General features: G+C 60.1%; 29 protein-coding genes. 14 read left to right on the top strand and 15 right to left on the bottom strand.

Annotated features, from left to right (window positions below):
* The first annotated feature begins 106 nt into the window (after nt 1-106).
* Nucleotides 107-1,213 (top strand): copper-containing nitrite reductase, encoded by a 1,107-nt coding sequence (gene nirK / locus EN845_RS31880; RefSeq protein WP_127873529.1) that lies wholly within the window; start codon nt 107-109, stop codon nt 1,211-1,213.
* Between the two features lie 53 nt (nt 1,214-1,266).
* Nucleotides 1,267-2,136: an SUMF1/EgtB/PvdO family nonheme iron enzyme gene (locus EN845_RS31875; protein WP_127275573.1), complete on the top strand. Its 870-nt coding sequence runs from the start codon at nt 1,267-1,269 to the stop codon at nt 2,134-2,136.
* A 57-nt stretch (nt 2,137-2,193) separates the two neighbouring features.
* Here the strand turns inward: EN845_RS31875 and EN845_RS31870 are convergent, their stop codons facing one another.
* Both EN845_RS31870 and EN845_RS31865 read right to left on the bottom strand, forming a co-directional pair.
* Nucleotides 2,194-3,369 (bottom strand): NnrS family protein, encoded by a 1,176-nt coding sequence (locus EN845_RS31870; protein ID WP_127873528.1) that lies wholly within the window; start codon nt 3,367-3,369, stop codon nt 2,194-2,196.
* Between the two features lie 99 nt (nt 3,370-3,468).
* Nucleotides 3,469-3,906, bottom strand: a complete 438-nt coding sequence (locus EN845_RS31865) for a pseudoazurin (RefSeq protein WP_127275571.1) — start codon at nt 3,904-3,906, stop codon at nt 3,469-3,471.
* A 150-nt stretch (nt 3,907-4,056) separates the two neighbouring features.
* On the opposite strand from EN845_RS31865, the gene EN845_RS31860 reads away from it, so the two are divergent.
* Nucleotides 4,057-4,758 carry a Crp/Fnr family transcriptional regulator gene (locus EN845_RS31860; RefSeq protein WP_127873527.1) on the top strand — a complete coding sequence of 234 codons (702 nt, stop codon included), beginning with the start codon at nt 4,057-4,059 and terminating at the stop codon, nt 4,756-4,758.
* 3 nt (nt 4,759-4,761) lie between these two features.
* Here EN845_RS31860 and EN845_RS31855 read toward each other — a convergent pair whose 3' ends face one another.
* The gene (locus tag EN845_RS31855) at nt 4,762-4,977 is read right to left on the bottom strand and encodes a DUF1858 domain-containing protein (RefSeq protein WP_127873526.1); all 216 of its coding nucleotides are present in this window, start codon (nt 4,975-4,977) and stop codon (nt 4,762-4,764) included.
* Between the two features lie 169 nt (nt 4,978-5,146).
* Nucleotides 5,147-5,842 carry a VIT family protein gene (locus EN845_RS31850; RefSeq protein ID WP_127873525.1) on the bottom strand — a complete coding sequence of 232 codons (696 nt, stop codon included), beginning with the start codon at nt 5,840-5,842 and terminating at the stop codon, nt 5,147-5,149.
* Between the two features lie 328 nt (nt 5,843-6,170).
* Here EN845_RS31850 and EN845_RS31840 point away from each other — a divergent pair, with 328 nt between their 5' ends.
* Genes EN845_RS31840 through EN845_RS31830 form a run of 3 tightly spaced genes read left to right on the top strand, consistent with a single transcriptional unit; the run spans nt 6,171 to nt 9,188 of the window.
* Nucleotides 6,171-6,932, top strand: coding sequence for an FMN-binding protein (locus EN845_RS31840; RefSeq protein WP_127275567.1), 762 nt, complete (start codon nt 6,171-6,173; stop codon nt 6,930-6,932).
* A gap of 25 nt (nt 6,933-6,957) precedes the next feature.
* Nucleotides 6,958-7,680: an FAD:protein FMN transferase gene (locus tag EN845_RS31835; protein WP_245464236.1), complete on the top strand. Its 723-nt coding sequence runs from the start codon at nt 6,958-6,960 to the stop codon at nt 7,678-7,680.
* Complete coding sequence (locus tag EN845_RS31830; RefSeq protein ID WP_127873524.1) at nt 7,677-9,188, top strand: RnfABCDGE type electron transport complex subunit D; 1,512 nt, start codon at nt 7,677-7,679, stop codon at nt 9,186-9,188. Before EN845_RS31835 ends, EN845_RS31830 begins: the two co-directional genes overlap by 4 nt.
* 7 nt (nt 9,189-9,195) lie before the next feature.
* Here the strand turns inward: EN845_RS31830 and EN845_RS31825 are convergent, their stop codons facing one another.
* Genes EN845_RS31825 through EN845_RS31815 form a run of 3 tightly spaced genes read right to left on the bottom strand, consistent with a single transcriptional unit; the run spans nt 9,196 to nt 11,473 of the window.
* Entirely contained in the window at nt 9,196-10,539 is a 1,344-nt protein-coding gene (locus EN845_RS31825) for a HAMP domain-containing sensor histidine kinase (RefSeq protein WP_127873523.1), read from the bottom strand.
* A complete protein-coding gene (locus EN845_RS31820) occupies nt 10,539-11,204 on the bottom strand; it encodes a response regulator transcription factor (RefSeq protein WP_127275563.1) in 666 nt (221 codons plus the stop codon). Before EN845_RS31820 ends, EN845_RS31825 begins: the two co-directional genes overlap by 1 nt.
* The gene (locus tag EN845_RS31815; RefSeq protein ID WP_245464237.1) at nt 11,204-11,473 is read right to left on the bottom strand and encodes a hypothetical protein; all 270 of its coding nucleotides are present in this window, start codon (nt 11,471-11,473) and stop codon (nt 11,204-11,206) included. The genes EN845_RS31820 and EN845_RS31815 overlap by 1 nt, the downstream gene beginning before the upstream one ends.
* 185 nt (nt 11,474-11,658) lie before the next feature.
* Between EN845_RS31815 and EN845_RS31810 the strand changes: the two genes are divergently transcribed.
* The 3 genes from EN845_RS31810 (at nt 11,659) to EN845_RS31800 (ending at nt 13,309) form a co-directional block, all read left to right on the top strand.
* The gene (locus EN845_RS31810; protein WP_127275561.1) at nt 11,659-11,892 is read left to right on the top strand and encodes a hypothetical protein; all 234 of its coding nucleotides are present in this window, start codon (nt 11,659-11,661) and stop codon (nt 11,890-11,892) included.
* 43 nt (nt 11,893-11,935) lie between these two features.
* Nucleotides 11,936-12,475: a DUF2231 domain-containing protein gene (locus tag EN845_RS31805; protein WP_127873522.1), complete on the top strand. Its 540-nt coding sequence runs from the start codon at nt 11,936-11,938 to the stop codon at nt 12,473-12,475.
* A gap of 135 nt (nt 12,476-12,610) precedes the next feature.
* Nucleotides 12,611-13,309, top strand: a complete 699-nt coding sequence (locus EN845_RS31800) for a CBS domain-containing protein (RefSeq protein ID WP_127873541.1) — start codon at nt 12,611-12,613, stop codon at nt 13,307-13,309.
* A 76-nt stretch (nt 13,310-13,385) separates the two neighbouring features.
* On the opposite strand, the gene EN845_RS31795 is transcribed toward EN845_RS31800, so the two are convergent.
* The 4 genes from EN845_RS31795 to EN845_RS31780 form a co-directional block, all read right to left on the bottom strand.
* A complete protein-coding gene (locus tag EN845_RS31795; protein WP_127873521.1) occupies nt 13,386-13,934 on the bottom strand; it encodes a hypothetical protein in 549 nt (182 codons plus the stop codon).
* 107 nt (nt 13,935-14,041) lie between these two features.
* The gene (locus EN845_RS31790; protein ID WP_127275558.1) at nt 14,042-14,311 is read right to left on the bottom strand and encodes a DUF6455 family protein; all 270 of its coding nucleotides are present in this window, start codon (nt 14,309-14,311) and stop codon (nt 14,042-14,044) included.
* A 113-nt stretch (nt 14,312-14,424) separates the two neighbouring features.
* On the bottom strand, nt 14,425-17,043 hold the full coding sequence (gene mgtA, locus EN845_RS31785) for a magnesium-translocating P-type ATPase (RefSeq protein WP_245511862.1): 2,619 nt from the start codon (nt 17,041-17,043) through the stop codon (nt 14,425-14,427).
* Nucleotides 17,043-17,852 carry a universal stress protein gene (locus EN845_RS31780; RefSeq protein ID WP_167531550.1) on the bottom strand — a complete coding sequence of 270 codons (810 nt, stop codon included), beginning with the start codon at nt 17,850-17,852 and terminating at the stop codon, nt 17,043-17,045. Before EN845_RS31780 ends, mgtA begins: the two co-directional genes overlap by 1 nt.
* Nucleotides 17,853-18,039: 187 nt before the next feature.
* Between EN845_RS31780 and EN845_RS31775 the strand changes: the two genes are divergently transcribed.
* Together EN845_RS31775 and fixJ are read left to right on the top strand one after the other, a co-directional pair.
* Complete coding sequence (locus EN845_RS31775; protein ID WP_127873518.1) at nt 18,040-19,596, top strand: PAS domain S-box protein; 1,557 nt, start codon at nt 18,040-18,042, stop codon at nt 19,594-19,596.
* Nucleotides 19,583-20,197, top strand: coding sequence for a response regulator FixJ (fixJ, locus tag EN845_RS31770; protein WP_127275555.1), 615 nt, complete (start codon nt 19,583-19,585; stop codon nt 20,195-20,197). The genes EN845_RS31775 and fixJ overlap by 14 nt, the downstream gene beginning before the upstream one ends.
* 9 nt (nt 20,198-20,206) lie before the next feature.
* On the opposite strand, the gene EN845_RS31765 is transcribed toward fixJ, so the two are convergent.
* Both EN845_RS31765 and EN845_RS31760 read right to left on the bottom strand, forming a co-directional pair.
* Nucleotides 20,207-20,419, bottom strand: a complete 213-nt coding sequence (locus EN845_RS31765) for a hypothetical protein (protein ID WP_127873540.1) — start codon at nt 20,417-20,419, stop codon at nt 20,207-20,209.
* A gap of 4 nt (nt 20,420-20,423) precedes the next feature.
* The gene (locus tag EN845_RS31760) at nt 20,424-20,678 is read right to left on the bottom strand and encodes a hypothetical protein (RefSeq protein ID WP_127873517.1); all 255 of its coding nucleotides are present in this window, start codon (nt 20,676-20,678) and stop codon (nt 20,424-20,426) included.
* A gap of 34 nt (nt 20,679-20,712) precedes the next feature.
* On the opposite strand from EN845_RS31760, the gene EN845_RS31755 reads away from it, so the two are divergent.
* On the top strand, nt 20,713-20,952 hold the full coding sequence (locus tag EN845_RS31755) for a lipoyl domain-containing protein (protein ID WP_127873516.1): 240 nt from the start codon (nt 20,713-20,715) through the stop codon (nt 20,950-20,952).
* A 99-nt stretch (nt 20,953-21,051) separates the two neighbouring features.
* Here EN845_RS31755 and EN845_RS31750 read toward each other — a convergent pair whose 3' ends face one another.
* Together EN845_RS31750 and EN845_RS31745 are read right to left on the bottom strand one after the other, a co-directional pair.
* The gene (locus tag EN845_RS31750) at nt 21,052-21,342 is read right to left on the bottom strand and encodes a cytochrome c (protein WP_127873515.1); all 291 of its coding nucleotides are present in this window, start codon (nt 21,340-21,342) and stop codon (nt 21,052-21,054) included.
* A 76-nt stretch (nt 21,343-21,418) separates the two neighbouring features.
* Complete coding sequence (locus EN845_RS31745) at nt 21,419-21,802, bottom strand: phasin family protein (protein ID WP_127873514.1); 384 nt, start codon at nt 21,800-21,802, stop codon at nt 21,419-21,421.
* Between the two features lie 213 nt (nt 21,803-22,015).
* On the opposite strand from EN845_RS31745, the gene EN845_RS36375 reads away from it, so the two are divergent.
* Together EN845_RS36375 and EN845_RS31740 are read left to right on the top strand one after the other, a co-directional pair.
* A complete protein-coding gene (locus tag EN845_RS36375) occupies nt 22,016-22,204 on the top strand; it encodes a hypothetical protein (RefSeq protein WP_245511861.1) in 189 nt (62 codons plus the stop codon).
* Complete coding sequence (locus EN845_RS31740; protein WP_245511860.1) at nt 22,189-22,839, top strand: universal stress protein; 651 nt, start codon at nt 22,189-22,191, stop codon at nt 22,837-22,839. The genes EN845_RS36375 and EN845_RS31740 overlap by 16 nt, the downstream gene beginning before the upstream one ends.
* The last annotated feature ends 261 nt before the right edge of the window (nt 22,840-23,100 follow it).

Raw genomic sequence — 23,100 nt, 5'->3', positions numbered from 1 at the left:
TGTTGTTCCTGCGATTAACAACACAGTTTGAGCCAGCGCAAAGAGGGCTAGCGTCAGGTCATGTACCTTCTGCTCATCCGCAACGGTCGAGAGACAGGAGATTGACATGATTACGCGACGCGAAGCCCTCTTTGGAGCCGCGCTTGGCGCTGTTGCTGTTGCAGCAATGCCCGCATTGTCGGCCACGGTTACAAAGGCAGAGATTCGCGGGCTGCCCCGCGAGAAGATCACGCTCGTAGCACCACCGTTCGTGCATCCGCATGATCAGATCGCCAAGGGCGGTCCGAAGATCGTCGAATTTACCATGACGATCGAGGAAAAGCCTGTCGTCATCGATGCCGAAGGCACGAAGCTCAATGCGATGACCTACAACGGCTCGATCCCTGGCCCACTGATGGTCGTGCATCAGGACGACTATATCGAGCTGACGCTCATCAATCCCGATACCAACTCGCTAGCCCACAATATCGATTTCCACGCGGCTACCGGCGCGCTGGGTGGCGGCGGCTTGACGTTGATCAATCCCGGTGAACAGGTGACCCTTCGCTTCAAGGCGACGCGGACGGGAACGTTTGTCTATCACTGCGCACCTGGGGGCGCGATGATCCCATGGCATGTCGTTTCCGGCATGAACGGCGCCATCATGGTGCTGCCGCGTGACGGGCTCAGGAACGACAAGGGCGAACCGGTCAAGTACGACAAGATCTTCTACATCGGCGAGAGTGATTTCTATATTCCGCGCGACGAGAAGGGCAATTTCAAGAGCTACGAATCCGCCGGCGACGGCTACGACGACACCGTCAAGGTCATGCGCGGTCTCGTTCCGACGCATGTGGTGTTCAACGGCAAGGTCGGATCCCTGACCGGCGACAACGCCATGAAGTCGAAGGTCGGCGAAACGGTGCTTATCGTCCATTCACAGGCCAACCGCGATACGCGGCCGCACCTGATCGGCGGCCACGGCGATTACGTCTGGGAACAGGGCAAATTCGCCAACCCGCCGTCCAAGGATCTCGAGACATGGTTCATCCGTGGGGGTTCTGCCGGCTCGGCGCTCTACACCTTCCTGCAACCGGGCGTCTACGCCTACGTCAACCACAATCTGATCGAGGCCGTCGAACTTGGAGCCACCGCTCATTTCAAGGTCGAGGGCGAGTGGGATGACGACCTGATGACGCAGGTCGAAGCGCCCAAACCCATCGCCACCAATTGAATGGCACTCCGATATGCCCGGACAGAGACACTCTCCGGGCATGGAGAAAACACATGCCGCCTCTCATAATGAAGCTCGTTCCGATCGCTGTGGCAGCCTTAGCCTTGCCGGTTTGGCTCTCGATGCAGGCAGCCGGCGGTCATCGGCCGCCCGACGCCGTTGCCAGGACGATCAGCATTGATCCCCATTCGATCGTCTATCCGATGCCGGGCGAGTATCTTAAGGACGGACGCCCTCAGGCCAATCCCAAGGTTGAGCGGCACCTGGAAGGCCCCCTGGAGATCATGGCGTACCAAGTCAGCGCGGCCGATTACGCAGCTTGTGTGTCGGCCGGCGCCTGTCGGCCGGCGGAGGAAACCCGCTCAGTCCCGCGTGACGCACCCGCAACCGGCGTGAGTTACCTCGACGCCGTTGCCTACGCCCGGTGGTATACTGAAGCAACCGGCAGTCAGTGGCGGTTGCCATCCGACGAAGAATGGGCCCTTGCGGCAGCCGAGCGGTTCGCTGGCGAATTCGAGGGTGTCGAAAACGATGCCAACAACCCCGCCAGGCGTTGGCTGACCAGCTATCAGGCGGAGGTCGAACTCAATCGCAAACCGGACCCGTTGCCCAGGAGCCGCGGCTCTTTCGGACTGAATTCGCGCGGTCTTGCCGACTTTTCCGGCAACGTCTGGGAGTGGACTTCAACCTGCTATGTCCGCACGACGCTCGCCGAAGACGGCAGCGATGTTGCGAGCTCGGTCAACAATTGCGGGGTTCACGTCCTGGAAGGCCTGCACAGAGCCTATATGTCGAATTTCGTCAGCGACGGGAAAAGCGGAGGTTGCGCCGTTGGTTTGCCTCCCGACAATCTGGGGTTCAGGTTGGTCTTGGACCATCGGGGGTGGGTGGGCCGTATCCTCGCCCACCTCAGCTTCGGCTGACAAAATCAGGAATAGCTCCGCTCCGTTCTCGTCTTGGGGGTCGCCTGCTCTGCCGCCTCACCGCGCCTTGGGCGTCATCAATGCCATCCCGTAGACCAGGATGAAGCCGGCAAATGCCGCGACCCATGCGACGCCCGCCATGGCGATTACCGCGCCATAGGGGACGAAGGCGGCCAGAATTCTCAATAATCCCGCGAGAAGGATGGCTACGAAGATAAACAAGGCGCCTTTTCCAGCCTTCAGCTCTCGGCCGGTGTGCCCGAGCGTCGCGCGGGTCATGACAGCAAGCGTCATGGCGCCGACCGCACCAGCTCCAAGCGCGTGGAGCCCTGCAGCGGCCGGCACGATAACAGGAAAGAAAATCGCCGCCGAAACCAAGGCGAGACCGATCGGCACAAATGCGTATGCAAGATGGAGCATGAGCACCAGCGGATCCGGCAAGGTGCGCTCGCCAGCCCAGCGCGACAAACGCCACGCCTGGCAGGTTGCGGCAATGGCCAGGAGCGTTCCTGAGGTGGCGCTGTCGGGGGCGAACGTCCATGTTGCCAATGCGATGGCCGAGATGGCTATCGAAGCGATGTCGAATCGGTCAAATGGCGCCGGCAGCCTGCCGGGATTTTCGCGCACGAGCCAGTTGCGTGTGAAGCTCGGAATAATTCGCCCGCCGATCAGCGAGATGAGCAGGATCGCCGCAGCCATGCCGAGTCTTCGGCTGATGTCCGACACGCCCTCAACATGGGCCTCGATGTGGAACGCGCCGTTCGCGGACGCCAGCACGACGAGCGGCAGCAGCACCTTGAGGTTTCGCCAGTTGCGTCCCGCGACGATTTCGCGGGCTGCCGCGGCAGCCACCGCAAGCAGAAATGAGCCATCGACCATAGCTGCTGCTTCCCAGCCAATGTCTGCCGAGAAGAAGACAGCGGCGCGGCCGGCAAGCCATAGGACGACCAGCGCCAGCAGCGGCAGTCCTTGCACGGGAAGCCGGCCGGTCCAGTTGGGGATGGCTGTCAGCAGAAACCCGGTCACGATCGCCGGCAGATAGCCGAACAGCATCTCGTGGACATGCCAGTCGACCGGAACAAACACACTATGGGCTTCGAGGCCGCCCGCATACATCGGCAGCCAGAGCAGAATGGAGAGCCCCGCATAAAGCGACCCGAGAAAGAAGAAGGGTCTGAACCCATAGGAGAGAAAAGCCGGACCGGAATAGTCCCGCAGACGTGGAATTGCCATGACCTACATCCTGAAATGAACAGGGCCGGATGAACCGCCGCCCTCGGTCCGTCCGGCCCATGCCCGCCCGTTTGTGGCAGGCAGGCTATCTCATGCCGATCAGTTGGCGGGAATCTGGGTGAACAGATCCGCGAACACCGTCTTTGCCTTGCCAGGATGTTTGACCGCTTTCGCGGTATCGAGATTGACCGGCTTGCCGACGACGATCATCGCGACCATGCCCATGCCGTAGTGGGGCGCGCATTTGACGCCATAGACACCCTCCTTGGTCAGCGTAACGGTGATTTCCTCACTGGGCTTGCCCTTGAAAGGCTCGGCGCCATCCGGGATCATGCCCTTGATCGACTCGGCGTCGTGGCTCTTGTCGGTCGGCACGAACTTGACGGTGTCGCCGGGTGCGGCCTTGACGAAAGCCGGCTGGAAAACCATTGCGCCCTTTTCGCCCTTGTTGAGCATCTGCACGACGTGCTCTTCGGCGCTTGCGCCGCCAGCGAGCGCGAGAAGGGAGATTGCGGCGGCGAAGATAGTGCGTTTCATCGAATTGTCCTTTGTCTCATGTTCGCGGCGTTGCGCCGTTCCCTCTCATTTAGCCTGATGCCCCCGCGAACAATTTGCGCTGGCGCAAACTCGCGATAAGAATGGTTGGCGCGTCCTGGCGCGGTGTCTTGGGGTCGTGAGGAGATACGTTTGGCTGCTCTGGACCGATCTCTGATATCGCAGCTGCCGCTCTTCCAGGGGATGACTGCGGAAGAACAAAGCGAAATCCTGCGAAGCGCACGGTCGTCACGCTATGCCAAGGAATCCACGATCTTCGAGCAGGAGACAGAGGCTCATTCGTTTTTTGTGCTGATTTCTGGCCATATCCGCGTCGTTCGCACCACGCCGGACGGACAACAGGTCATTGCCAGATACATCAGTGAAGGCGAAATCTTTGGTGTCGCCGCGGCGCTCGGCCGAACGACCTATCCCGCCAGCGCCCTCGCGGCCGTCGACTGCGTGGTACTGAAGTGGCCCAACGCTCTGTGGGCGGAGATGGCGCGACGATTCCCGGCATTTGGGGCAACCACCTACAGAACCGTCGGTACCCGGCTGCAGGAGACCCAGACGCGGGTGGTGGAGATGTCGACCGAACAGGTCGAGCAAAGGATCGCGCATGCCTTGTTGCGGCTGGCAAACCAGACCGGCCGAAAGACCGAAAGCGGTATCGAAATCGACTTCCCGATTTCGAGACAGGACATCGCCGAGATGACAGGCACGACGCTGCACACCGTCAGCCGGGTGCTCAGCAGGTGGGAAGACATCGGAATAATCGCCAGCGGCCGCCAGAAAGTCACGGTCAAGGATGCCCATCGCCTTGTGGTTCTCGCCGAGAACCCGGGCAAACACTGACGATCACCGTTCGCCCCGGATAGTCGCGTCCAGATCGGCCAGGAAACGCGCCTCATCCACGCAGTGCTCATGGCACGCCTCGGCCACGGTGTGGAACGTGCCGATCGGACAGCCGACACAAAGCATCCTGTAGCTGAGCAGCACGGTCACGCTTGCCGGCCATTTCCTCATCATCTCGTCAACCACCGTATTGGGAGTGATAGACTTGGGTTTCTTCACGACGCAGTCCTCCGCGATTTGCGAAGCCCTCGTCATAGTTCGCTCAGGGGACGGCTTCGTTGCGCTTTCGCAACTTCATGGAACCAGCGCTGAAACGTCTTGAGGCAATACTATCTTGCGTGACGAAAAAGTACTCGCAGCCATCGGAGCGGATATGGCTGCCGCGCCGTCATATGGCAGTACCGACGAGCGCCCCGATACCGGCGGTCAGCGCCATCGCCGCCGCGCCCCAAAAGGTGACGCGAACCGTTGCTTTCAGCACATTGGCTCCGCCGGCTTTGGCTCCGATGGCGCCCAGGACCGCCAGGAACAGGAGTGAGGCAACAGACACCGTTGCGGCAAGCCAGGCGGCCGGCGAAACAAGCACCATCGCCAAAGGCATGGCCGCGCCAACCGAAAATGCTGCCGCCGAGGTCAGCGCGGCCTGGATTGGTCTGGCCGTGGTGACTTCGGAGATGCCGAGTTCGTCGCGAGCGTGGGCGCCGAGCCCATCCTTCGCCATCAATTGGTCGGCGACCTGCGAGGCAAGGGTCGGCTCGACGCCTCGTCTGACATAGATCTCTGCAAGTTCCTGCCGCTCGAAATCTGGTTGTGTCGCCAGTTCCTCTCTCTCACGCGCAAGGTCGGCTCGTTCGGTGTCGGACTGCGAACTGACCGAGACATACTCGCCTGCCGCCATCGACATCGCACCGGCGACCAGTCCGGCGACGCCGGCCACCAGAACATTGGAGGCAGCGGCATCGGCTGCCGCCACGCCAACGATCAGGCTTGCCGTCGACACGATGCCGTCATTGGCGCCGAGCACGGCAGCGCGCAACCAGCCGACGCGGGATACAAGATGGTTTTCATTGTGCAGCCGGCTCATGATATCACGGCGCCCCGCCGTTCAGGTCGCAGCATCCCCAGCGCCGCAATTGTCCAATGCAGCAATATCTGGGTTCCGGTGTATCCGGCTGGCTTGTTGGCAACAATCATAGGCAGTTTACCTGGTTTGAGAGAACCTTCCTACATCGCCGCTCATGCGGCAATCTTGATCTAGGACAAGCCAATCTACCGTCCCCCTAGAGCTTTCACTGTCCCCTCGCAGTTCGACCTCGGCTGACAGCCAGTTGTCAGCTTGGTTGTGGGATATTGCCTCCGAAGCGGACCAGACGGGTCGCGTTTGCAAGGTTCAATGTGGAAGCACAATTCCGATGAAAGAGATTGCCCTGTCACTTTTGGTGATCGCCGCCTCGGGCGTTTATGTCTGGGATCAGGCCGGCAAGGATTCGGCAAACGATATGCTCGGCGAGGCGCTGCCGGCCGACGCAGCCGAAGCGCCTTCCGTGCAGCCAAAAGAACCCGCATCCGCTGCGGCTTTGCAGCTGCTTCGCACCTCGCCGGCGCCCCTCGATCTCCGGTTTAGAACAAGGTTCCCGATTTCCGGGGAAACGACAGCTGGCATAGGAACGCCTGCCGAACGCCCCAATGATCCAGTCAAGCCGACAGTGGTTCCGGTGGCGCCACAACCGTCCCCAACGCCAGTGGCGCCGTCTGTCGCCGATCCTGCCTCGTCAGCGCCTTCCTTCGCCGTTACGCCCGCCGTCTACATACCAGTCCCGCAGCCGAGGCCGGCATATCCGGATGCACCAGCACGGGTCGTCCGGGTGGGCATGAAGCTCGCCGCAAAGAGCTATGCCGACGGCGTCTACACCGGCCCGACGGCCGATGCCTATTACGGCATCATCCAGATTCAGGCCCTCGTACAGGGCGGGCAACTGACGGCGCTGAAAGTGCTGAAATATCCCTCCGACCGCCGCACCTCCGTCAACATCAACAGGCAGGCGCTCCCCATGCTGCGCGACGAAGCGATCAGCGCCCAGAGCGCCGATGTCGATATTATTTCGGGCGCGACGCTAACCAGCAGGGCTTTCATCCAGTCGCTGCGCGGCGCGCTGAAGAAAGCGTCGTCGTAGGTCCATGCGCGACACGCGAATTTTGATGGGCATGCCCATTGCCGTCGACCTCGGCGGCGCGTCGAATGCTGAACTGATCGAAGCCGTCTTCGGCTATTTCGAGCACATCGACCGGCGCTTCAGCACCTACCGGGCCGACAGTGAAATCACGGCCATCAACCGAGGCGACGTTCCGGTCGTCGACTGGAGCGGCGAGATGATGGAAGTGTTCGCTCTCGCCCGACAGACGAAAGACGAGACGGACGGATATTTCGATATTCGCAAGCCCGACGGGTCGCTCGATCCTTCCGGCATCGTGAAGGGCTGGGCCATTCGCAATGCAGCGGAGATTGTTCAGCGAGCCGGCATCAGCGATTTCTTCATCGAGGCGGGAGGCGATATCCAGTCCTGCGGCAAGAATGCATCGGGCCATGACTGGAGCGTCGGCATCCGCAATCCCTTCAATGCGGACGAGATCATAAAGATCGTCTATCCCCGCGGTCGCGGCGTCGCAACCTCCGGCACCTATGTCCGCGGTCAACACATCTACAATCCGCATGGAATTGGCAGTCAGATACAGGACATCGTCAGCCTGACCGTGATCGGCGCCGATGTGCTCGAAGCCGATCGTTTCGCCACCGCGGCCTTCGCCATGGGACGTGACGGCATTCTCTTCATCGAGCAGACGCCTGGCCTGGAAGGCTATCTCGTCGACGCCAATGGCCGCGCCACGCCGACAACCGGGTTCGGAGCCCTTTGCCTGCCATGATCAAGACCATCGACCGATTTCTCGATCACCTGACCATGTACAGGCTGGTCCTCTACTATCTGATGACGCTGGTCGGCGCAGCGTTCGTGCTCGGCTTCGTCAAGCTGGTGCCACACGATCCGATTGCGCTTGCCTTCACCACAACGCTTGCGCTGGCCGCCTGCTGGATCACCAACAAGGTTTTTGCGCATGTCTTCGCAGTTCCGGCCAACAACGAGTCCGTCTACATCACCGCACTCATCCTGACGCTTATCCTCGATCCGGTTGCGGTCACGGACATCAAGGGGATTGCGGCAGTGGTATTCACATCCGTCTGGGCGATTTCATCCAAATTCATTCTCGCCATCGGCCGGAAGCACCTTTTCAACCCGGCTGCGCTGGGCGTGGCGCTGTCCGCGCTGCTGCTCGACCAGCCAGCCACCTGGTGGGTGGGCGGCAATCTGCCATTGCTTCCGATCGTGCTCGTCGGCGGCATGCTCATTGTCCGGAAACTGCGCCGGCTTGACCTTGTCTCGACCTTCGTTGTCGTGGCGCTGGCGACCATTCTGGCAACCACGGACCCATCGCAATACTGGACCGCGCTTGCAGAGACACTGGGTTCATCGCCGTTGCTGTTCTTTGCCTTCGTGATGCTGACCGAGCCGCTGACCGCGCCGACGATGCGTTGGCCGCGTATCGCCTTTGCCGCCATTGTCGGCTTTCTGTTTGCTCCCAACATCCATATCGGCTCGTTCTATTTCACGCCGGAACTGGCGCTGCTTGCCGGCAACGTGTTTGCCTATGCGGCTGGCCCCAAGGCACGCTTCGTGCTGACCTTGGAACGCATTGAGCAATCGGCCGTCGACAGTTTTGACTTCGTCTTCCGGTCGCCACGCAAGCTCGCATTCGAGGCCGGCCAGTACCTCGAATGGACGCTTGGCCTCGATCGTGCCGACAATCGCGGCAACCGCCGCTATTTCACAGTCGCCTCGGCGCCGACGGAGGAAACAGTCCGCCTCGGCGTCAAGTTCTATCCGCAATCAAGTGCCTTCAAGCGCGAGCTGATGACCATGAAGCCAGGCAGCACGATCCATGCCGCGCAACTGGCCGGCAATTTCACGCTGCCCGCCCGGCGTGAAACCAAGATCGCGTTCCTGGCCGGAGGCATCGGCATCACGCCGTTCCGCTCGATGCTGCAATATCTCATCGACCGCAAGGAGTGGCGACCGATCGTCATCCTCTACGCAACAGAGAGACGGCAGGACATCGCTTATCGCGACGTGCTTGGCGCGGCCAGGCAGGAGCTTGGCATCAAGACGATCCACGCTGTGGCGCACGGTGGCGAGCGCGGGCAATATCCCGGATATATCGACGAGCGCCTGATCCGTCTGGCCATACCCGACTACCTCGAGCGCACTTTCTACATTTCCGGCCCGCAAGCGATGGTCAAGGCGCTGCGCCAGAAACTGCTGGCCATGGGCGTTCGCCGCTCGAAGATAAAGGTCGACTATTTCCCGGGTTTTGCCTGAAGCACGCTCAACTGTGTCGCGGCAAGGAAATGGTCACCACAAGGCCCGGATCGGCGTTAGCCATGGCAAGGCGTCCGCCATAGGCTTCGACGATGTCGGAAACGATGGCCAGGCCAAGACCGCTGCTGCCTCCCTTGCTGTCGAGCTGGACACCACGTGACATCGCGGACTCCCGATCGGCATCCGGTATACCTGGGCCATCATCAGCAACACTGACGGTCACCTCGTCCCAGGCAGTGGATGCACCGACACGGACTGACGATTTTGCATAGCGCGCGGCATTCTCGACCAGATTGCCGAGAACTTCTGACAAGTCGCCTTCGTCGATTGGGGCCGTCAAATCTTCCGCGATATCCAGCTTGAAAGAAAGCTGCTTGCCGCTTGGTGTCCGTTTGACGACGGCAATGACGCCAGCCGCGACGTCCGACACAAGGCAGGATGCCTTGCCGGAAACGCCTGGGGCGAGGCGCGCTCGCGCGAGCTCCCGCTCGACATGGCGCCGGATCGCTCCGGCGCTCTTTTCAATCTCGTCAGCCAGAACCGTCTCGCCTTTCTTGCGCAAGGCCCGGATGTCGGCCGACAGCACTTGCAGCGGTGTCTTGAGGCCATGCGCCAAATCGGTGGCGCGCGAGCGGGCTCGCGCAAGCGCCTTCTCCTGGGCATCGAGAAGACGATTGATTTCGTCCGCGAGCGGCTGCACCTCGCTCGGCGCCACCACATCGAGCCGTGCTGATCGCTGCGCAATCACGTTTCTGACCGAAACCCGCAAGGTCTCCAGAGGCGCAAGACCGACGGTGATCTGGATGAAGAAGGCGGCCATGAGGGCAATGGCGAGCAGAACAAGGGCTGGCGCAAGGTCGCGGACATACCCATCGACGGATTCCTTCACCGTTTGATGGTCTTCCGCCACGACGGCGCGAAACGATCGCCCACTGGCGTCGATGATCGTGCGCTCGACGGCGATGGTGAGCTCCCCTTGTGGCCCCTTGAATTCCTTGATCTCCCTGAATTCGCCGTTGGTTGCGCGATCAGGCAAGGCAAGCGTCGCGTCCCATAGTGAACGCGAGCGGACAAGGTTGCCGGATCCGGTATCCTGCACCTGCCAGTAGTGGCCGGAAAAGGGAATGGAGAAACGTGGGTCGGCCAAGGTCGCCTGGACCGAAAGACGGCCATCGGCGGCAAAATTGGTCGCGCCAATAAGATCGTTCAGGTCGACTGTCAGCTCGCTGACAACGCGCCGCTCGACGTTAAGTTCGAACAGATAGCGCAATCCAACGCCGGCGATGGCAAGAGCAACCAGGATCGAGATCGTTGCCGCCAACCAGAGCCTGAACCGGATCGAGTTGCCCATCAGCGGGAATCGTCGGGCATCAGATACCCGAATCCGCGCCTCGTTTCGATGACGTCGCTCCCGAGCTTGCGACGCAGGCGCGCGACGATCACCTCGATCGTGTTCGGATCGCGGTCGTTGCCTGAATCGTACAAATGCTCGGCAAGTTCGGTCGGCGCCACCACCCGGCCGGCGTGGTGCATCAGAAACGCCAGGAGCCGGTATTCCAGCGGCGAAAGCGCAACGGGAATGCCGCGAAGCGAAATGCGCATCTGGCGTGTGTCCAAGAGCAACGGCCCGGACCTCAACACGGGTGCCGCCTGCCCGGCCGAGCGACGCAGGATTGCCCGTAACCGGGCGAGCAGTTCTTCCATTTCAAAAGGTTTGGGAAGATAGTCGTCGGCACCGGAATTGATGCCGTCGACGCGTTCGGTCCACATGCCTCTTGCGGTCAGGATGAGAACCGGGAACCTGCGCGCATTCGCCCGCCAACGTTTCAAGACCGTAAGACCATCGAGCTTGGGCAAGCCGAGATCCAGAATCGCGGCGTCATAATTCTCGACATCGCCTGCGAACCAGGCAGCTTCACCATCCTTTACGATATCGACCGCCATTCCCGATGCTTTGAGGGCGGTCGCGATATCGGCAGCGATACGGGGCTCGTCTTCGGCCAGGAGGATCTTCATCAGTCACCCTCCCCATCGCGCATGATGACACCGGCACCGGCGTCGACGTCGACGGTCTTTCGCCGGCCATCGGCACCCACGACCTGAAAACGGTAGACCCATCTGTCGGCCTTGCGGATGAGATCGACCGCAACAACATCGCCGGGAGCTTTGGTGCGGACAACGTCCAGTATATTGGCAAGGCCCTTGATTTCGCCGCGTTCGTACAAATCCCGCGCCCGGTCATGGTCGCCGTCATCGTCCTCGTCGGCACGGGCAGCGAGAGGCATGGCCAAGACAAGTCCCGCGAGAACCAGCACCGCCAAACGCTTCCATTGTCTTTTCATCGGCAAGGCATGTCGCACGTTGCAGCTTTCAATTTGCTGTCAGTTATCCTCAGCCCACAGCAAGCAAGGGGGCCATATCAGGGCATCATCGCGTCCAATCATGGCCGCGCCAAGAAGGATACGAGACCATGCGCAATTCCATGCTTGTCCTTGCAGCACTTGCAAGCCTCACGATCTTCGCGCTGCCGGCGGCCGCTGAATCGGACGAAGGATCATGTGGGGCGTCATCGTCTGTTGTCCCATCCGGTCCGATCGATCTGCAGGCCATCCCGATGCAGGACGCCTCCACCCCGAAAGCCATCAAGGGTGGCGACGATGCGTGTGACGACCAACAAGGCGATGAGGCCGACGAAAACGACTAGGTCTCCCACGGCGCGTGGCCGCCACCGCATATGACGGTTGCCAATGTCGTGGCCCAAGGCTCGCTGCAAAGCCGGCAAATTATCCAAGCTCCTTGCCAATTTCTGGAGAGTTTTCGTGATCCCTATTCAACATATCCACCCAATTCTTGTTCATTTCCCTATTGTTCTGATCTACATGCTTGTGGCTATCGACCTTGTGGCGCTGGTTGGCGGCAGCGCCGTTACCAAGAGATCTGGCGCCGGTACGATCTCTACTTTCGTAGCCCTGTCTGCCGGAGTGTTCGCCATTGGGACCTGGTTCTTTGGAGGTCTTGCCCTGGATCATGCCGAAGCGGCCGGCTTCAGCAGCGATATCGCGGAGATCCACGAAAGCCTGGGAGGTATCACTGCCTTTGCCTTCCTGGTCTGGGGACTTGTGCGGTTCGCGCTTTGGATGCGGAACCGTGACATGCGGGCTGTAACGATCGCCATTCCTTTGATCGAAATTTGCGGTGCATTCCTGGTCACTGCGACAGCCTACTACGGTGGGCTGCTTGTCTACGAACTTGGTGTGAACGTCGCCAAGACCGCGGTCGCTGGTTGACCGGTTCGCGCCCAGTCATTCAAGGTTCCAATTTTGGATGACCATTTGCCTCGACCGAAAAATGATTCAGATCAAGGCGCTTCGTGCATGTGCAATCTAAGAAGCCGGAGGTTGGAAAAACTCCGGAGAACGACCATGCAAGCCGAAGCCATAATGAGCAGGCCAGTCGTCGGCATAGACCCGTCCGCATCGATCGCCGAGGCTGCCGGGTTGATGCTCTCCAAAAAGGTCAGCGGCCTCCCCGTCATTCGAAACGACGGCAGGCTGGTGGGGATCGTCAGCGAGGGCGATTTCCTGCGACGCGGGGAACTGGGCACGGAGCGCAAGCGCTCGCGCTGGCTGGAGTTTCTCGTCAGCCCCGGAAAGGCCGCCGACGAATATGTCCGCGCCAATGGTCGACGGGTTGAAGAGGTGATGTCGCAAGATGTCGTGACGGCATCCCCTGCAGCATCACTTGCGAAAGTCGTCGAGCTCATGACGCGTCACCATGTCAAACGCATTCCGGTCGTCGAAGCTGGGAAAGTCGTTGGCATCATCACCCGCTCTGATCTTCTGCGGGCATTGCTCGACGTCCTTCCGGATGGAGCCGCTACGGTCATCGATGACGAACAGATTCGGCAGAACATCGCTACCGAGCTTGCGAGGCAGAGATGGGCCGGCAACGATTTGATCAACGTGACGGTGGACAAGGGTGTGGTGACACTGAGCGGCGCCATCTTCGACGAACGCGAGCGCCAGGCAGCGACAGTCGCCGCCGAAAACGTCGCCGGCGTCAATGCTGTCAAGGACAATCTCTTCTGCGCCGATCCCGTGTCGGTCGTCCTTGTTTCGTAGCGGAGCTGACATTGGTCCGCAGCGAGGCACCATTGCCTCTCTGTGTTGCTGGTCCTTGCCCAAGGCTTCGCCGCGCTTAGGGCGCGACCAGGGGAATCAATGGTCGAAGGAGTAACAGGGCAAAGGCAAGAAGCGCGGCGCCCGCAACTTTTTCTGCCAGTGTTTTGCCTCCGCAGAAGCGCCGCCCCAGCAAAAGCCACACCGATCCGCTGGCAGCTGTCATCACCAGAAGCGCAATCCAGAAGATCCCCAGTTCGCGCGGTTCGATGTTCATCGGCACGATAGCCAGGCAATAGATGAAGGCCTTCGGATTGAGAGCACTGGTCACCGCAACAGAAATGGCGTCGCCGCTTTTGGCAGCGTTGATCCGGGCGCTTGCCGTCAGACGCAGGCCAAGAATGACGAGCCACCCGGCCGCTACCAGCCTGAGTATTTGAATGGCGTCAGGCGACATGAAGGGACGCAGTGAAAACCAGCACGCGGATGCGATCCCGTATCCGCATGCCTGAGCGGCCAAGAGCTTGACCGCTTTCTCCCGCTTGACCGACCCTGTCAGCAAAAGAGCGTTGGTTGGCCCTGGTGCGACAAAGAGCAGGAATGCTTCCAGAAAAAATAGGGTGTCCAACTGCCTGGTCCCGTGGAATGCAAACCTGTCAACTGCAAGACTCGGTTTGCGTTGACTCTGTCAAAACACGGACAGCACGACATCGTCCAGGCTGAGTACTCGAATGACTAGCGTTGGCCGGCCGCATGCTGCAGTCGAGCGATCAGGTCGCCGTTGCGGCAATAGTCTGGCGGGTTATTGGCTTGCTGATGTTCGTCGAGCCAGACCGAGCATTCATCCTGATGTCCGCAGGAACGGCAGCGATCCACTGCCCTGCTGGTGACGGCGGCATGGTCGGCTACGACTTTCAACTGTCTGTCGACGCCGAGCTTCCGCATCATGCGGTCCATCAAGGTGGTTCTGGCATCAACTGAAATCAGGTAATCGAGAAAGGTCATGGTAATCACTCCTGCCTGCTGGCCATCATGGCATGTTGGCGGCAAGCGGCGTTGATCTCGATCAACAGGCGGTATCGTTGCCGATCCCTGAGCCCCAAACAGGGAGCATGGCGCTAAACCTTGGCCACAAGGCGATCGAGAAAGGACCGCTGACCGGCAAGCAACTTCTTGCGGGCCCGGCTCTCTTGTCCGAAGAACCAGCGCTTGGTCGCTTCCGAGGCGCATAGGTAGAGTGCGGTAATCGCGACAAGCGCGACAAGTACGGGCAGAGGCAGTGGCACGAAGCCGAACCAGGCTGCAAACGGCAGATAGGGGATCATGATCGCCATAATCCCGACGGCCAATGTAAGCCAGGCAAGCAACGGGCTTGGACGGCTCGCCCAGAAAGCCCTGTGCGTGCGCACGATGAGCACGATGGCAAGCTCCGTCAGCAACGACTCGACAAACCAGGCGGTCTGGAATGCGGCCTCCGTGGCGTGCGCAAAAAACAGAAGGAAAACGAAGGTCGCGAAGTCGAACAGCGAACTGACCAGGCCAAAGCTGATCATGAACCGCCGCACAAAACGGATATCCCAGTGGCGAGGCCGGCGCAGTTGGTCGGGATCGACGTTGTCGCTTGCAATGGCGAGTGAAGGAACGTCAGAGAGGAAATTGTTGAGCAGGATCTGCTTGGCAAGAAGCGGAAGGAAAGGCAGGAACAGCGAGGCGACAGCCATGCTGATCATGTTGCCGAAATTGGCGCTGGTGGTGATTGAAATGTACTTCATCGTATTCGCGAAGGTCTTGCGGCCATCGTCGACGCCGCGCACCAATACGCCGAGGTCCTGCTTGAGAAGGATGATATCGGCCGCCTCGCGCGCGACATCGACAGCGGTGTCGACCGAGATGCCTATGTCTGCCTCATGAAGGGCAGGCGCATCATTGATGCCGTCGCCAAGGTAACCAACGACATGGCTCCTGCTCCGCAAGGCCTGAACGATGCGCTCCTTCTGGTTGGGGTCGATCTCGACGAAGAGGTCGGTGTGCTGCACGCCCGCGAAGAGCGCGCTCTTCGTCAATTTCGAAAGCTCCTCGCCGGTCATGATCCTGTCGGCGCGCAAGCCGATCGCCTGGGCGAGATGCGCGGCAACGTAACGGTTGTCGCCAGAAATGACCTTTACCGCGATGCCGCGGTGGGCGAGCTCGGCAAGCGTCTCCTTGACGCCCTTCTTTGGAGGGTCGAGGAAAAGCAGGAAGCCAGCGAAGGCGAGATCGATCTCGTCTTTCCTGCTGAACGTTTTCTGGCTCTCGAACTGACGGATTGCCAGGCCCAGAACGCGGTAGCCGTCCGCGCTCCAGCGCCGGAATTTTTCGTCGATTGCCGCACGGTGCGTTTCATCGAGGGGTTCCAGCCCGGTGGCTGCTCGGGCGAAGCTGCAGGTTTCGAGGACATTTTGTACGGCACCTTTGGTAATCAGAAGGTTCTGGGCGTCCTTGGTCCGGACCACAACGGATAGCCGCTTGCGAATGAAATCATAGGGGATTTCGTCGACTTTCGTGAAGGCCGCCAATAATGCGCCTTCGCCCGGCGAGCCGGCGATTGCTTCGTCCAGCGGGTTCTTCAGTCCGGTCTGCAGGGTCGCGTTGAGACGTGCCCAGAGCAGGATATCGGTTGACGGATTGCCGTCGACATCGAGCCATCCATCCAGGTGGATAACGCCTTCCGTCAGCGTCCCCGTCTTGTCGGTGCACAGCAAATCCATGCTGCCCAGATTCTCGATGGCATCGAGACGGCGCACGATGACGCCATTGGCTGCCATCGCGCGAGCCCCTCGAGCCAGCGTCACGCTGATGATGGCCGGGAGAAGTTCGGGCGTGAGACCAACCGCCAGTGCCAGCGAAAACAGCAGCGATTCAATCAGCGGTCGATGCAGCAGCAGATTGGCGAAGAACACCAGGATGACGATTGCCAGCATGATCTCGGTCATCAGATAGCCAAACAGCCTGATACCCCGGGCAAACCCTGTTTCGGGGATTTGTCGCTCCAGGGCGGCGGCGATCGATGCGAATTCAGTGCTGGCGCCGGTCGCTGCCGCAAGCACGGTTGCAGTGCCGCTGCGGACCGACGTGCCCGTGAAAACGGCATTGCTGCGCTGTGCTATGGAGGCCTCGGGCGCCGACCGCCCCGGTGCCTTCACGACGGGAAAGGTTTCGCCGGTCAGTACAGCCTCGCTGACATTGAAATCGCGCGCGTCCAGAATGATACCGTCCGCGGGAATGAGGTTTCCGGCCGAAAGCCGGATCACGTCGCCCGGCACGATATCTTCGGCGGCGACCGAGCACTCGGCGCCGTCGCGCAACACAATAGCCTTGCGCGAAATGCGCTGTTTCAGTGCTTCGGTCGCCAGCGACGCACCGTACTCTTGGGTGAAGCTCAGGACGCAGCTTGCCAGCACGATCGCGCCGATGATCGCAGCCTCCTGGCCCTCCCCGACGAAGGCTGATACGCAGGCCGCGAAAATGAGGATCAGGACCAGCGGGCTGCGGAACTGGCGGGCAAACACTGCCAGGGCCGACGCGCCTGACGTCGACGCGGGTGTGTTTCGGCCGAATTTTGCGAGCCTCGATGCCGCTTCGGACGAAGCAAGCCCCGAGACTGAGGTCTCAAGACCTAACAAGAGGTCATTGGTCTCGATCGACCAATAGGCACCGTCCTCTGGCGAGACGGATTGCTGGCCAGCTTCGCCTATCATCAATACGACATGAAGCGGTTGATGCCGCTCTCTTCGATCAGCGTGCGGGTGACGCCGCCGAACGCCCATTCCCGCAAGCGGCTATGGCCATAGGCGCCCGAGACGATGAGATCCGCATGGATCGAGCGTGCGAATGTCAGCAACCGGTCGCCATCAGCCTCACCGGCGATCAGCTCGGTTCGCGCCTTGATGCCATGGTGCTCGAGAAAGACCGCGACATCGGCGAGGCTGTCGCGAATGCTTTCGTCGCGCTCGGTGTCGATCGTGGCAATCACGACTTCGCTGGCTTTGGCCAGGAAAGGCAATGCGTCAGCCATCGCTCGCCGAGCCTCCCTAGTGTCCTTCCACGCTACGAGAACAGTTTTTGCAAGGACGTGCTCGACGTTGGTTGCGGCGACCAGAACCGGACGCCCGGCGCCCAGTGTCAGACTGCCGACATCCACGGCGCGAAACACATTGTCTCCTGCCTGGCCGGTAACGATAAGGTCGGCTGCTCTGGCCGAAACGCTGAGGAACCGGGTCGGGCTGCAAACAGCTTGGCCCCATTCGCTAAAGATCGAAGCAGGAACCAGCCTCTCGAACTCGGCACGCAGTTCGGCAAGCCGCTTTTCGATTTCTGTTCGCTGGATCTGCATGATCTCGCCTTCGTAGACCATGCCTTGGCCGGTCGCGACCAAGGGCGGAACATCGGCTGCCGCCAAGCCGATAAGACAGGCTCCGAACCGTTCCGCGAGTTCGACCCCCACCTTTACAATAGGTGCAGGAGGCGCATCGATGGCGAGGTTGACGATGATTGACTTGTAAGACATTGCGGACGCCTTTCGCTGAACTATGGAATGCGTGATGAATTGCATTCGCCAGCGTCCAATGCCTTGACGCGCGTCAAAGATCGCCAACTGCGCCTGCGCACGAAAACGTCGGCTCGATCCGTTTTGCGTGAGCGGCGAGAAGTGATAATTAGCCCCGGTAGCACCGTCTCGAACTCAGGAACCTCAGGTGATCAAAGACGAAGCGCTCAGTTTGTCGCCCGGCGGGACGACACTCAAATCACTGCTGTCGCGAATGTTCGATCAGGCTCCGGGATTTATAGCGCTCATGCGCGAGCCAGGTCACGTTTTCGAACTGACCAATGCCGCCTACCAGCAATTGATCGGCAACAGGCAAGTGATCGGAAAGTCCGTGCAGGATGCCTTTCCCGAGCTCGAAGGATATGAGTTTTTCGACCATCTGGACCAAGTCTACACGACCGGCGAGCCCTATAGGGGCCACGGGGTGAAGGTTGGCCTTCGCAACACAGCCGACGGCCCGGTCGAAGAGCGCATCCTTGATTTTGTCTATCAGCCGATCAAGGCTGACGATGGCCGTATCACCGCGATCTTCATTGAAGGCACGGATGTCAGCGAACTCTCCTTTGCAAACGCCGCACTTCGGCTGCGCGAGGACCATTTGCGATCCATCCTGGCAACAGTGCCGGACGCAATGGTCGTCATTGACGAACAGGGCCGGATCCAGTCCTTCAGCACCGCTGCCGAAACGCTGTTCGGCTATCAGTCAAGCGACGTCATTGGTCAAAACGTGAGAATGCTGATGCCCTCGCCCTACCGCGACGAGCATGATGCCTATCTGCTTCGCTATCTGACGACGGGAGAGCACCGGATCATCGGACTCGGCCGCACCGTTACCGGCGCGCGCAAGGATGGCACGACATTCCCAATGGAGCTTTCCGTCGGCGAGATGCATCCGGGAACCGGACGTTTCTTTACCGGCTTCTGCCGCGACCTCACCGAACGCCACCGGGCAGAAGCAAGAATCCAGGAGCAGCAGCAGGAACTGCTGCACATGGCGCGGTTTACAGCACTCGGCGAAATGGCTTCGACGCTTGCTCATGAGATCAACCAGCCACTGACGGCGATCACGAACTACCTCAAAGGCAGTCGTCGACTGCTCGAGAAAAGCCAGGACGAGAATGCGCCTATGCTTCGGGATGCTGTCGAAAAGGCAGCTGAGCAGGCATTGCGAGCAGGCGACGTCATCCGTCATCTGAGGGATTTTGTGGCCAGGGGCGAAAGCGAGCGCCAGGTCGAACGACTGCCGGTTCTCATCGAGGAAGCCGCGTCCCTGGCCCTGGTCGGCGCGAGGGAGATAAATCTCCTTGTCAGCTACAAGCTTGACCCTGCCGCCGAACTGGTCTTGACCGATCGCATCCAGATTCAGCAGGTTCTGCTCAACCTGATGCGCAACGCGGTGGAGGCTATGCAGGACGCGACGCGACGCGAATTGAAAGTCACAACCGTTGCCCGGGATGATGGGATGGCCGAGGTAAGCGTAATCGATACAGGTCCGGGTCTCGCGCCGGAGGTCTCGGCCCAGCTCTTCCAGCCGTTCGTAACGACCAAGAAGCAAGGCATGGGTGTTGGCCTTTCCATTTGCCGTACCATCGTTGAATCGCACGGTGGCCATATATGGGCCGAGGTAACGCCGGCCGGCGGAACCGCTTTCCGGTTCACCTTGCGCATCGTAGAGAAGGAAGAGGTCACAAATGGCCGACAGTGATCTGGTGCACGTGGTCGACGACGATGTCGACGTCCGCAAGTCGCTCGGTTTTCTTCTGGCCACAGCGGACTTCGCCGTACGCCTGCACGAATCGGCCACGGCATTTCTTTCGACGGCAAAAGGCAACCTCGAGGGCTGCATTGTCACCGACGTACGCATGCCGGGCATAGACGGTATTGAGTTCCTGCGGCAACTCAGGGCGGGCGGGCATACAATTCCCGTCATTGTCATGACGGGCCATGCCGATGTGGCGCTTGCCGTTCAGGCAATGAAGGAAGGCGCTGCCGATTTCATCGAGAAGCCGTTCGACGACGAAATGCTGATCGAAGCGATTCGCTCCGCGCTGGCCAATCGGAACCAAGCAAACGCGGCGCATCCCCAGTCTGCGGATATCCGCACGCGTCTGTCGGCCTTGTCAGAGCGCGAGCGGCAGGTGCTGGATGGACTTGTTTCGGGTCTGCCTAACAAGACGATCGCCTACGATCTGGGCATCAGCCCGCGCACGGTCGAGATCCATCGCGCCAATGTCATGAGCAAAATGGGCGCAAGCAGCTTGTCACATCTTGTGCGCATGGCGCTGATCGTGGAATCCCGACCCTAGGAAGAGTTTTCAAGAGGGTTTGCGAATTCCGACCTGGGCCCGCTCCAAGTCCCAATCGCGCCAGTGGGTCGGCCGGATGTCGACACGGGCACCGCTGGCAGCATTCTTCCAACCCTCCGTCACCCTTCTGCAGGCAAACACAAGCGCGTGCTCGCCGTCTTCGTCGAAGACGGCGAGTTCGAGATCGCGACCAAACGGAGCGCTTAGGATTGGTTTCCACATCGCATCAAAATCTTCGCAAACGGTGCGTTGCGCATTGATCTGCATCATTTTCTGGAATCGCCGAACAGGCATGCGCGTTGCCGGGCGTCGAGCTGATCTGGCTAATAGCTGCTGCGGCAGACGCCATATCGTCATCGGTGCCAATCACATGCATGGCGCGGGCAGCCCAATTGATTGCCAACGCAGCGCTGATACCTGATCCGGCGCCCATCGCGACGCTGGACGCCGATTGATCGGGATCAAGGACCGTGCTGCGCAAGCGCATATCATCAGACGGCATAGGGAGAATTGGGATGCACTATATCAAGGCCGATGAAGCCCTGTGGGCCTCCAGCATGTTGCCGGAAGGCATCCTGGAGCGCTGGTTCATTACGAGCGGCGACACAATCAAGGCCGGCGAGCGAATAGCCGAAGTTCGCGTTGAAGACGCGCTGCACGAGATTGTAGCGCCGGCAGGTGGCCGCGCGACGATTGTCGCCACCGCGAATACCGTCATCGAACCAGGCTCGATTCTGGCAACGCTGGAGTCTTAGCCCGGTGAGGACGCCTCACCGGGCTGATTGCGCTCATTCCTCACTTGTAGCCTCAAGGAGAGCATCAGGCTTGGTCGCCAGCTGCGTCCGCAGCTCCGATCACGGTTTCTGCAAGGTGTTGATGTAAGCGATTATTGCATCGATCTGGTCGGGGCTGGCGATCCACTCAGGCATGTCCGGATGGCCCGTCGAAATCCCCTCGGCGAGGGCTTCCTCGAGATCGGTGACCGGATAGCGCTTTGACAAGGTGCGAAACGCCGGGGCGTCGGGATGACTGCTCTTGTCGGTTTTTCCAATGGCGTGGCAGCGGGCGCAATTGACTTCCACCAACGCCTTCCCGTGATCCGTTAGGCTATCGGCACGGGCTGGGTGCACATATCCGAGCAGCATCAGTGCAAGGACGGAAGCCGGCAGACGACGATGCCCACAAAAGCTGTTCATGTCTGACGACCTCTGCATTGCCGATCTACGCGACTGTCTTCGCCGCTGCGTCCTCGATCGCGGTTCTGGCTTCCTCGCGGACCCGTTTGGCCGTTTCCGAAGCAAGCCTGGAGGTCAGTGCGGCGACCTTGCCGGCTTCGCTGACGTATTGCGATGTCGCATTCTGCAGAAAAGCAGAGAAGATGTCGAAAGCGTCATTGAACTCCGGACAGGTGATGAGATCGTCGGCCAGCTTGATGTCCTGTTCGCAACGATGCTTCAGAAATGCCAGCGTTTCGACGTTATAGCGCATCATCGCCTTGAAGGCGTGGACTTGAAGAGACGCGGCAGCAAGGAAGAACGTCTGGCCATTTCCCGCAATCGGCAACAATTGTGTGCCGAATGAGGATGGCTCGGGCTGAGTGTGCATTATCGACTACTCCATCCTGAGGCATGCGAACATAATCTCCACAGCGCAACGTTGACGCCATTCGTCGCCGTGTCCTTGATCAGGATCAACCCTCTGACCTTGCGGACTGTACGAGCGCCCCGGCACCAACCGGTCTCGTTGCGTTTGACCCGCATCAAGGTGCTTGCCTCTATTTGATGGCCAAGTCGCGTCAACCGCAGATGGAATGACGCGATGGCTTTCAAGACGATCATGGTTCAACTGGACGTGGACGCAATCGCAGCGCCACGCATCGCGATGGCGTGGGATCTTGCTCAACGGATCGAGGCCGACCTGATCGGCTTCTGCGCCGCCGAGCCGCATTTTGTCCTCCCAACCAGCACTGATGACCAGGCCGCGACCAAGCGTTGTGGCGCCAGGTAGAGGAGATAGAAGGTCGCCTCGACTGCCTGAGGGAGGAATTCCTGAGCATCGTCAACGGCAGCAATCGTGCCTCGTGGCGCGGAGAGGTAGGCAATCCCACGCGCCAACTTGCACTCAATGCGCGTGCCGCCGACTTGATCCTCGCTGGCCCGCCGACGGCCGATCTGGTGGTCGACCGTCATCGTGTGCTTGATCCGGCAAGTCTCATCCTTGCGGCGGGCCGTCCGATACTCGTGGCATCGGAACCCCTTGCGCCGATAAGAGCCGAAAGCATCCTGATTGCGTGGAATGACACGCGGGAAGCGCGACGTGCCGTCGTCGACGCTATGCCTTTCCTGATCACCGCCAGGGATGTCGTGATCGCCACCGTGGACAATGGGAATACTGGACCCAGGGAAAATGCAGCGGATGTCGAACTCTTTCTGACGCGCCACGGTGTGAAGGCGCGATCCGAAATCTTGGATGCGTGCCGCTCCGAACCGGCGGAAATCCTCCTCCAGATCGGACAGGATATTGCGGCCGATCTCATCGTTCTCGGTGGCTACGGTCATAGCCGGGTACTGGAGAGGACCTTTGGCGGCGTGACACGTTCTGTGCTGCGCAGCGGATCATTGCATCGGTTCATATCGAACTGAGGAGGTGACACCTCCAAATCGTGGTTTTGACATAAATCAAGGTCTTCCGCTCCCGCAAACGGTTACGTCTAACCTTGCCAAGTTCGGTGTAGCTGATGCCCGCAGCGCAACCGCGAGCAAATAAGGAAATTCGGACATGAATTACCAGCGGTTCTTCGAGGACGCGATCGACCAGCTCCATGCCGAGCGTCGCTACCGCGTCTTCGCCGATCTAGAGCGCATCGCGGGCAAGTTTCCGCGCGCCATCTGGCGTTCCAACGG

It is taken from the genome of Mesorhizobium sp. M8A.F.Ca.ET.202.01.1.1 (genome assembly GCF_004791595.1).
In the GTDB taxonomy this organism is placed as follows: domain Bacteria; phylum Pseudomonadota; class Alphaproteobacteria; order Rhizobiales; family Rhizobiaceae; genus Mesorhizobium.
The sequence above is the reverse complement of the archived record's forward strand: the minus strand, read 5'-3'. Positions and strand labels throughout refer to the sequence as shown.

What these genes read in the sequence shown, in the direction of transcription:
- nirK (WP_127873529.1), top strand. Translation starts at nt 107, where the DNA reads ATGATTACGCGACGCGAAGCCCTCTTTGGAGCCGCGCTTGGCGCTGTT.
- EN845_RS31875 (WP_127275573.1), top strand. Translation starts at nt 1,267, where the DNA reads ATGCCGCCTCTCATAATGAAGCTCGTTCCGATCGCTGTGGCAGCCTTA.
- EN845_RS31870 (WP_127873528.1), bottom strand. Translation starts at nt 3,369, where the DNA reads ATGGCAATTCCACGTCTGCGGGACTATTCCGGTCCGGCTTTTCTCTCC.
- EN845_RS31865 (WP_127275571.1), bottom strand. Translation starts at nt 3,906, where the DNA reads ATGAAACGCACTATCTTCGCCGCCGCAATCTCCCTTCTCGCGCTCGCT.
- EN845_RS31850 (WP_127873525.1), bottom strand. Translation starts at nt 5,842, where the DNA reads ATGAGCCGGCTGCACAATGAAAACCATCTTGTATCCCGCGTCGGCTGG.
- EN845_RS31840 (WP_127275567.1), top strand. Translation starts at nt 6,171, where the DNA reads ATGAAAGAGATTGCCCTGTCACTTTTGGTGATCGCCGCCTCGGGCGTT.
- EN845_RS31835 (WP_245464236.1), top strand. Translation starts at nt 6,958, where the DNA reads ATGGGCATGCCCATTGCCGTCGACCTCGGCGGCGCGTCGAATGCTGAA.
- EN845_RS31830 (WP_127873524.1), top strand. Translation starts at nt 7,677, where the DNA reads ATGATCAAGACCATCGACCGATTTCTCGATCACCTGACCATGTACAGG.
- EN845_RS31825 (WP_127873523.1), bottom strand. Translation starts at nt 10,539, where the DNA reads ATGGGCAACTCGATCCGGTTCAGGCTCTGGTTGGCGGCAACGATCTCG.
- EN845_RS31820 (WP_127275563.1), bottom strand. Translation starts at nt 11,204, where the DNA reads ATGAAGATCCTCCTGGCCGAAGACGAGCCCCGTATCGCTGCCGATATC.
- EN845_RS31815 (WP_245464237.1), bottom strand. Translation starts at nt 11,473, where the DNA reads ATGCCTCTCGCTGCCCGTGCCGACGAGGACGATGACGGCGACCATGAC.
- EN845_RS31810 (WP_127275561.1), top strand. Translation starts at nt 11,659, where the DNA reads ATGCGCAATTCCATGCTTGTCCTTGCAGCACTTGCAAGCCTCACGATC.
- EN845_RS31805 (WP_127873522.1), top strand. Translation starts at nt 11,936, where the DNA reads ATGTCGTGGCCCAAGGCTCGCTGCAAAGCCGGCAAATTATCCAAGCTC.
- EN845_RS31800 (WP_127873541.1), top strand. Translation starts at nt 12,611, where the DNA reads ATGCAAGCCGAAGCCATAATGAGCAGGCCAGTCGTCGGCATAGACCCG.
- EN845_RS31790 (WP_127275558.1), bottom strand. Translation starts at nt 14,311, where the DNA reads ATGACCTTTCTCGATTACCTGATTTCAGTTGATGCCAGAACCACCTTG.
- mgtA (WP_245511862.1), bottom strand. Translation starts at nt 17,043, where the DNA reads ATGATAGGCGAAGCTGGCCAGCAATCCGTCTCGCCAGAGGACGGTGCC.
- EN845_RS31780 (WP_167531550.1), bottom strand. Translation starts at nt 17,852, where the DNA reads ATGTCTTACAAGTCAATCATCGTCAACCTCGCCATCGATGCGCCTCCT.
- fixJ (WP_127275555.1), top strand. Translation starts at nt 19,583, where the DNA reads ATGGCCGACAGTGATCTGGTGCACGTGGTCGACGACGATGTCGACGTC.
- EN845_RS31765 (WP_127873540.1), bottom strand. Translation starts at nt 20,419, where the DNA reads ATGTGGAAACCAATCCTAAGCGCTCCGTTTGGTCGCGATCTCGAACTC.
- EN845_RS31755 (WP_127873516.1), top strand. Translation starts at nt 20,713, where the DNA reads ATGCACTATATCAAGGCCGATGAAGCCCTGTGGGCCTCCAGCATGTTG.
- EN845_RS31750 (WP_127873515.1), bottom strand. Translation starts at nt 21,342, where the DNA reads ATGCTGCTCGGATATGTGCACCCAGCCCGTGCCGATAGCCTAACGGAT.
- EN845_RS31745 (WP_127873514.1), bottom strand. Translation starts at nt 21,802, where the DNA reads ATGCACACTCAGCCCGAGCCATCCTCATTCGGCACACAATTGTTGCCG.
- EN845_RS36375 (WP_245511861.1), top strand. Translation starts at nt 22,016, where the DNA reads ATGGCTTTCAAGACGATCATGGTTCAACTGGACGTGGACGCAATCGCA.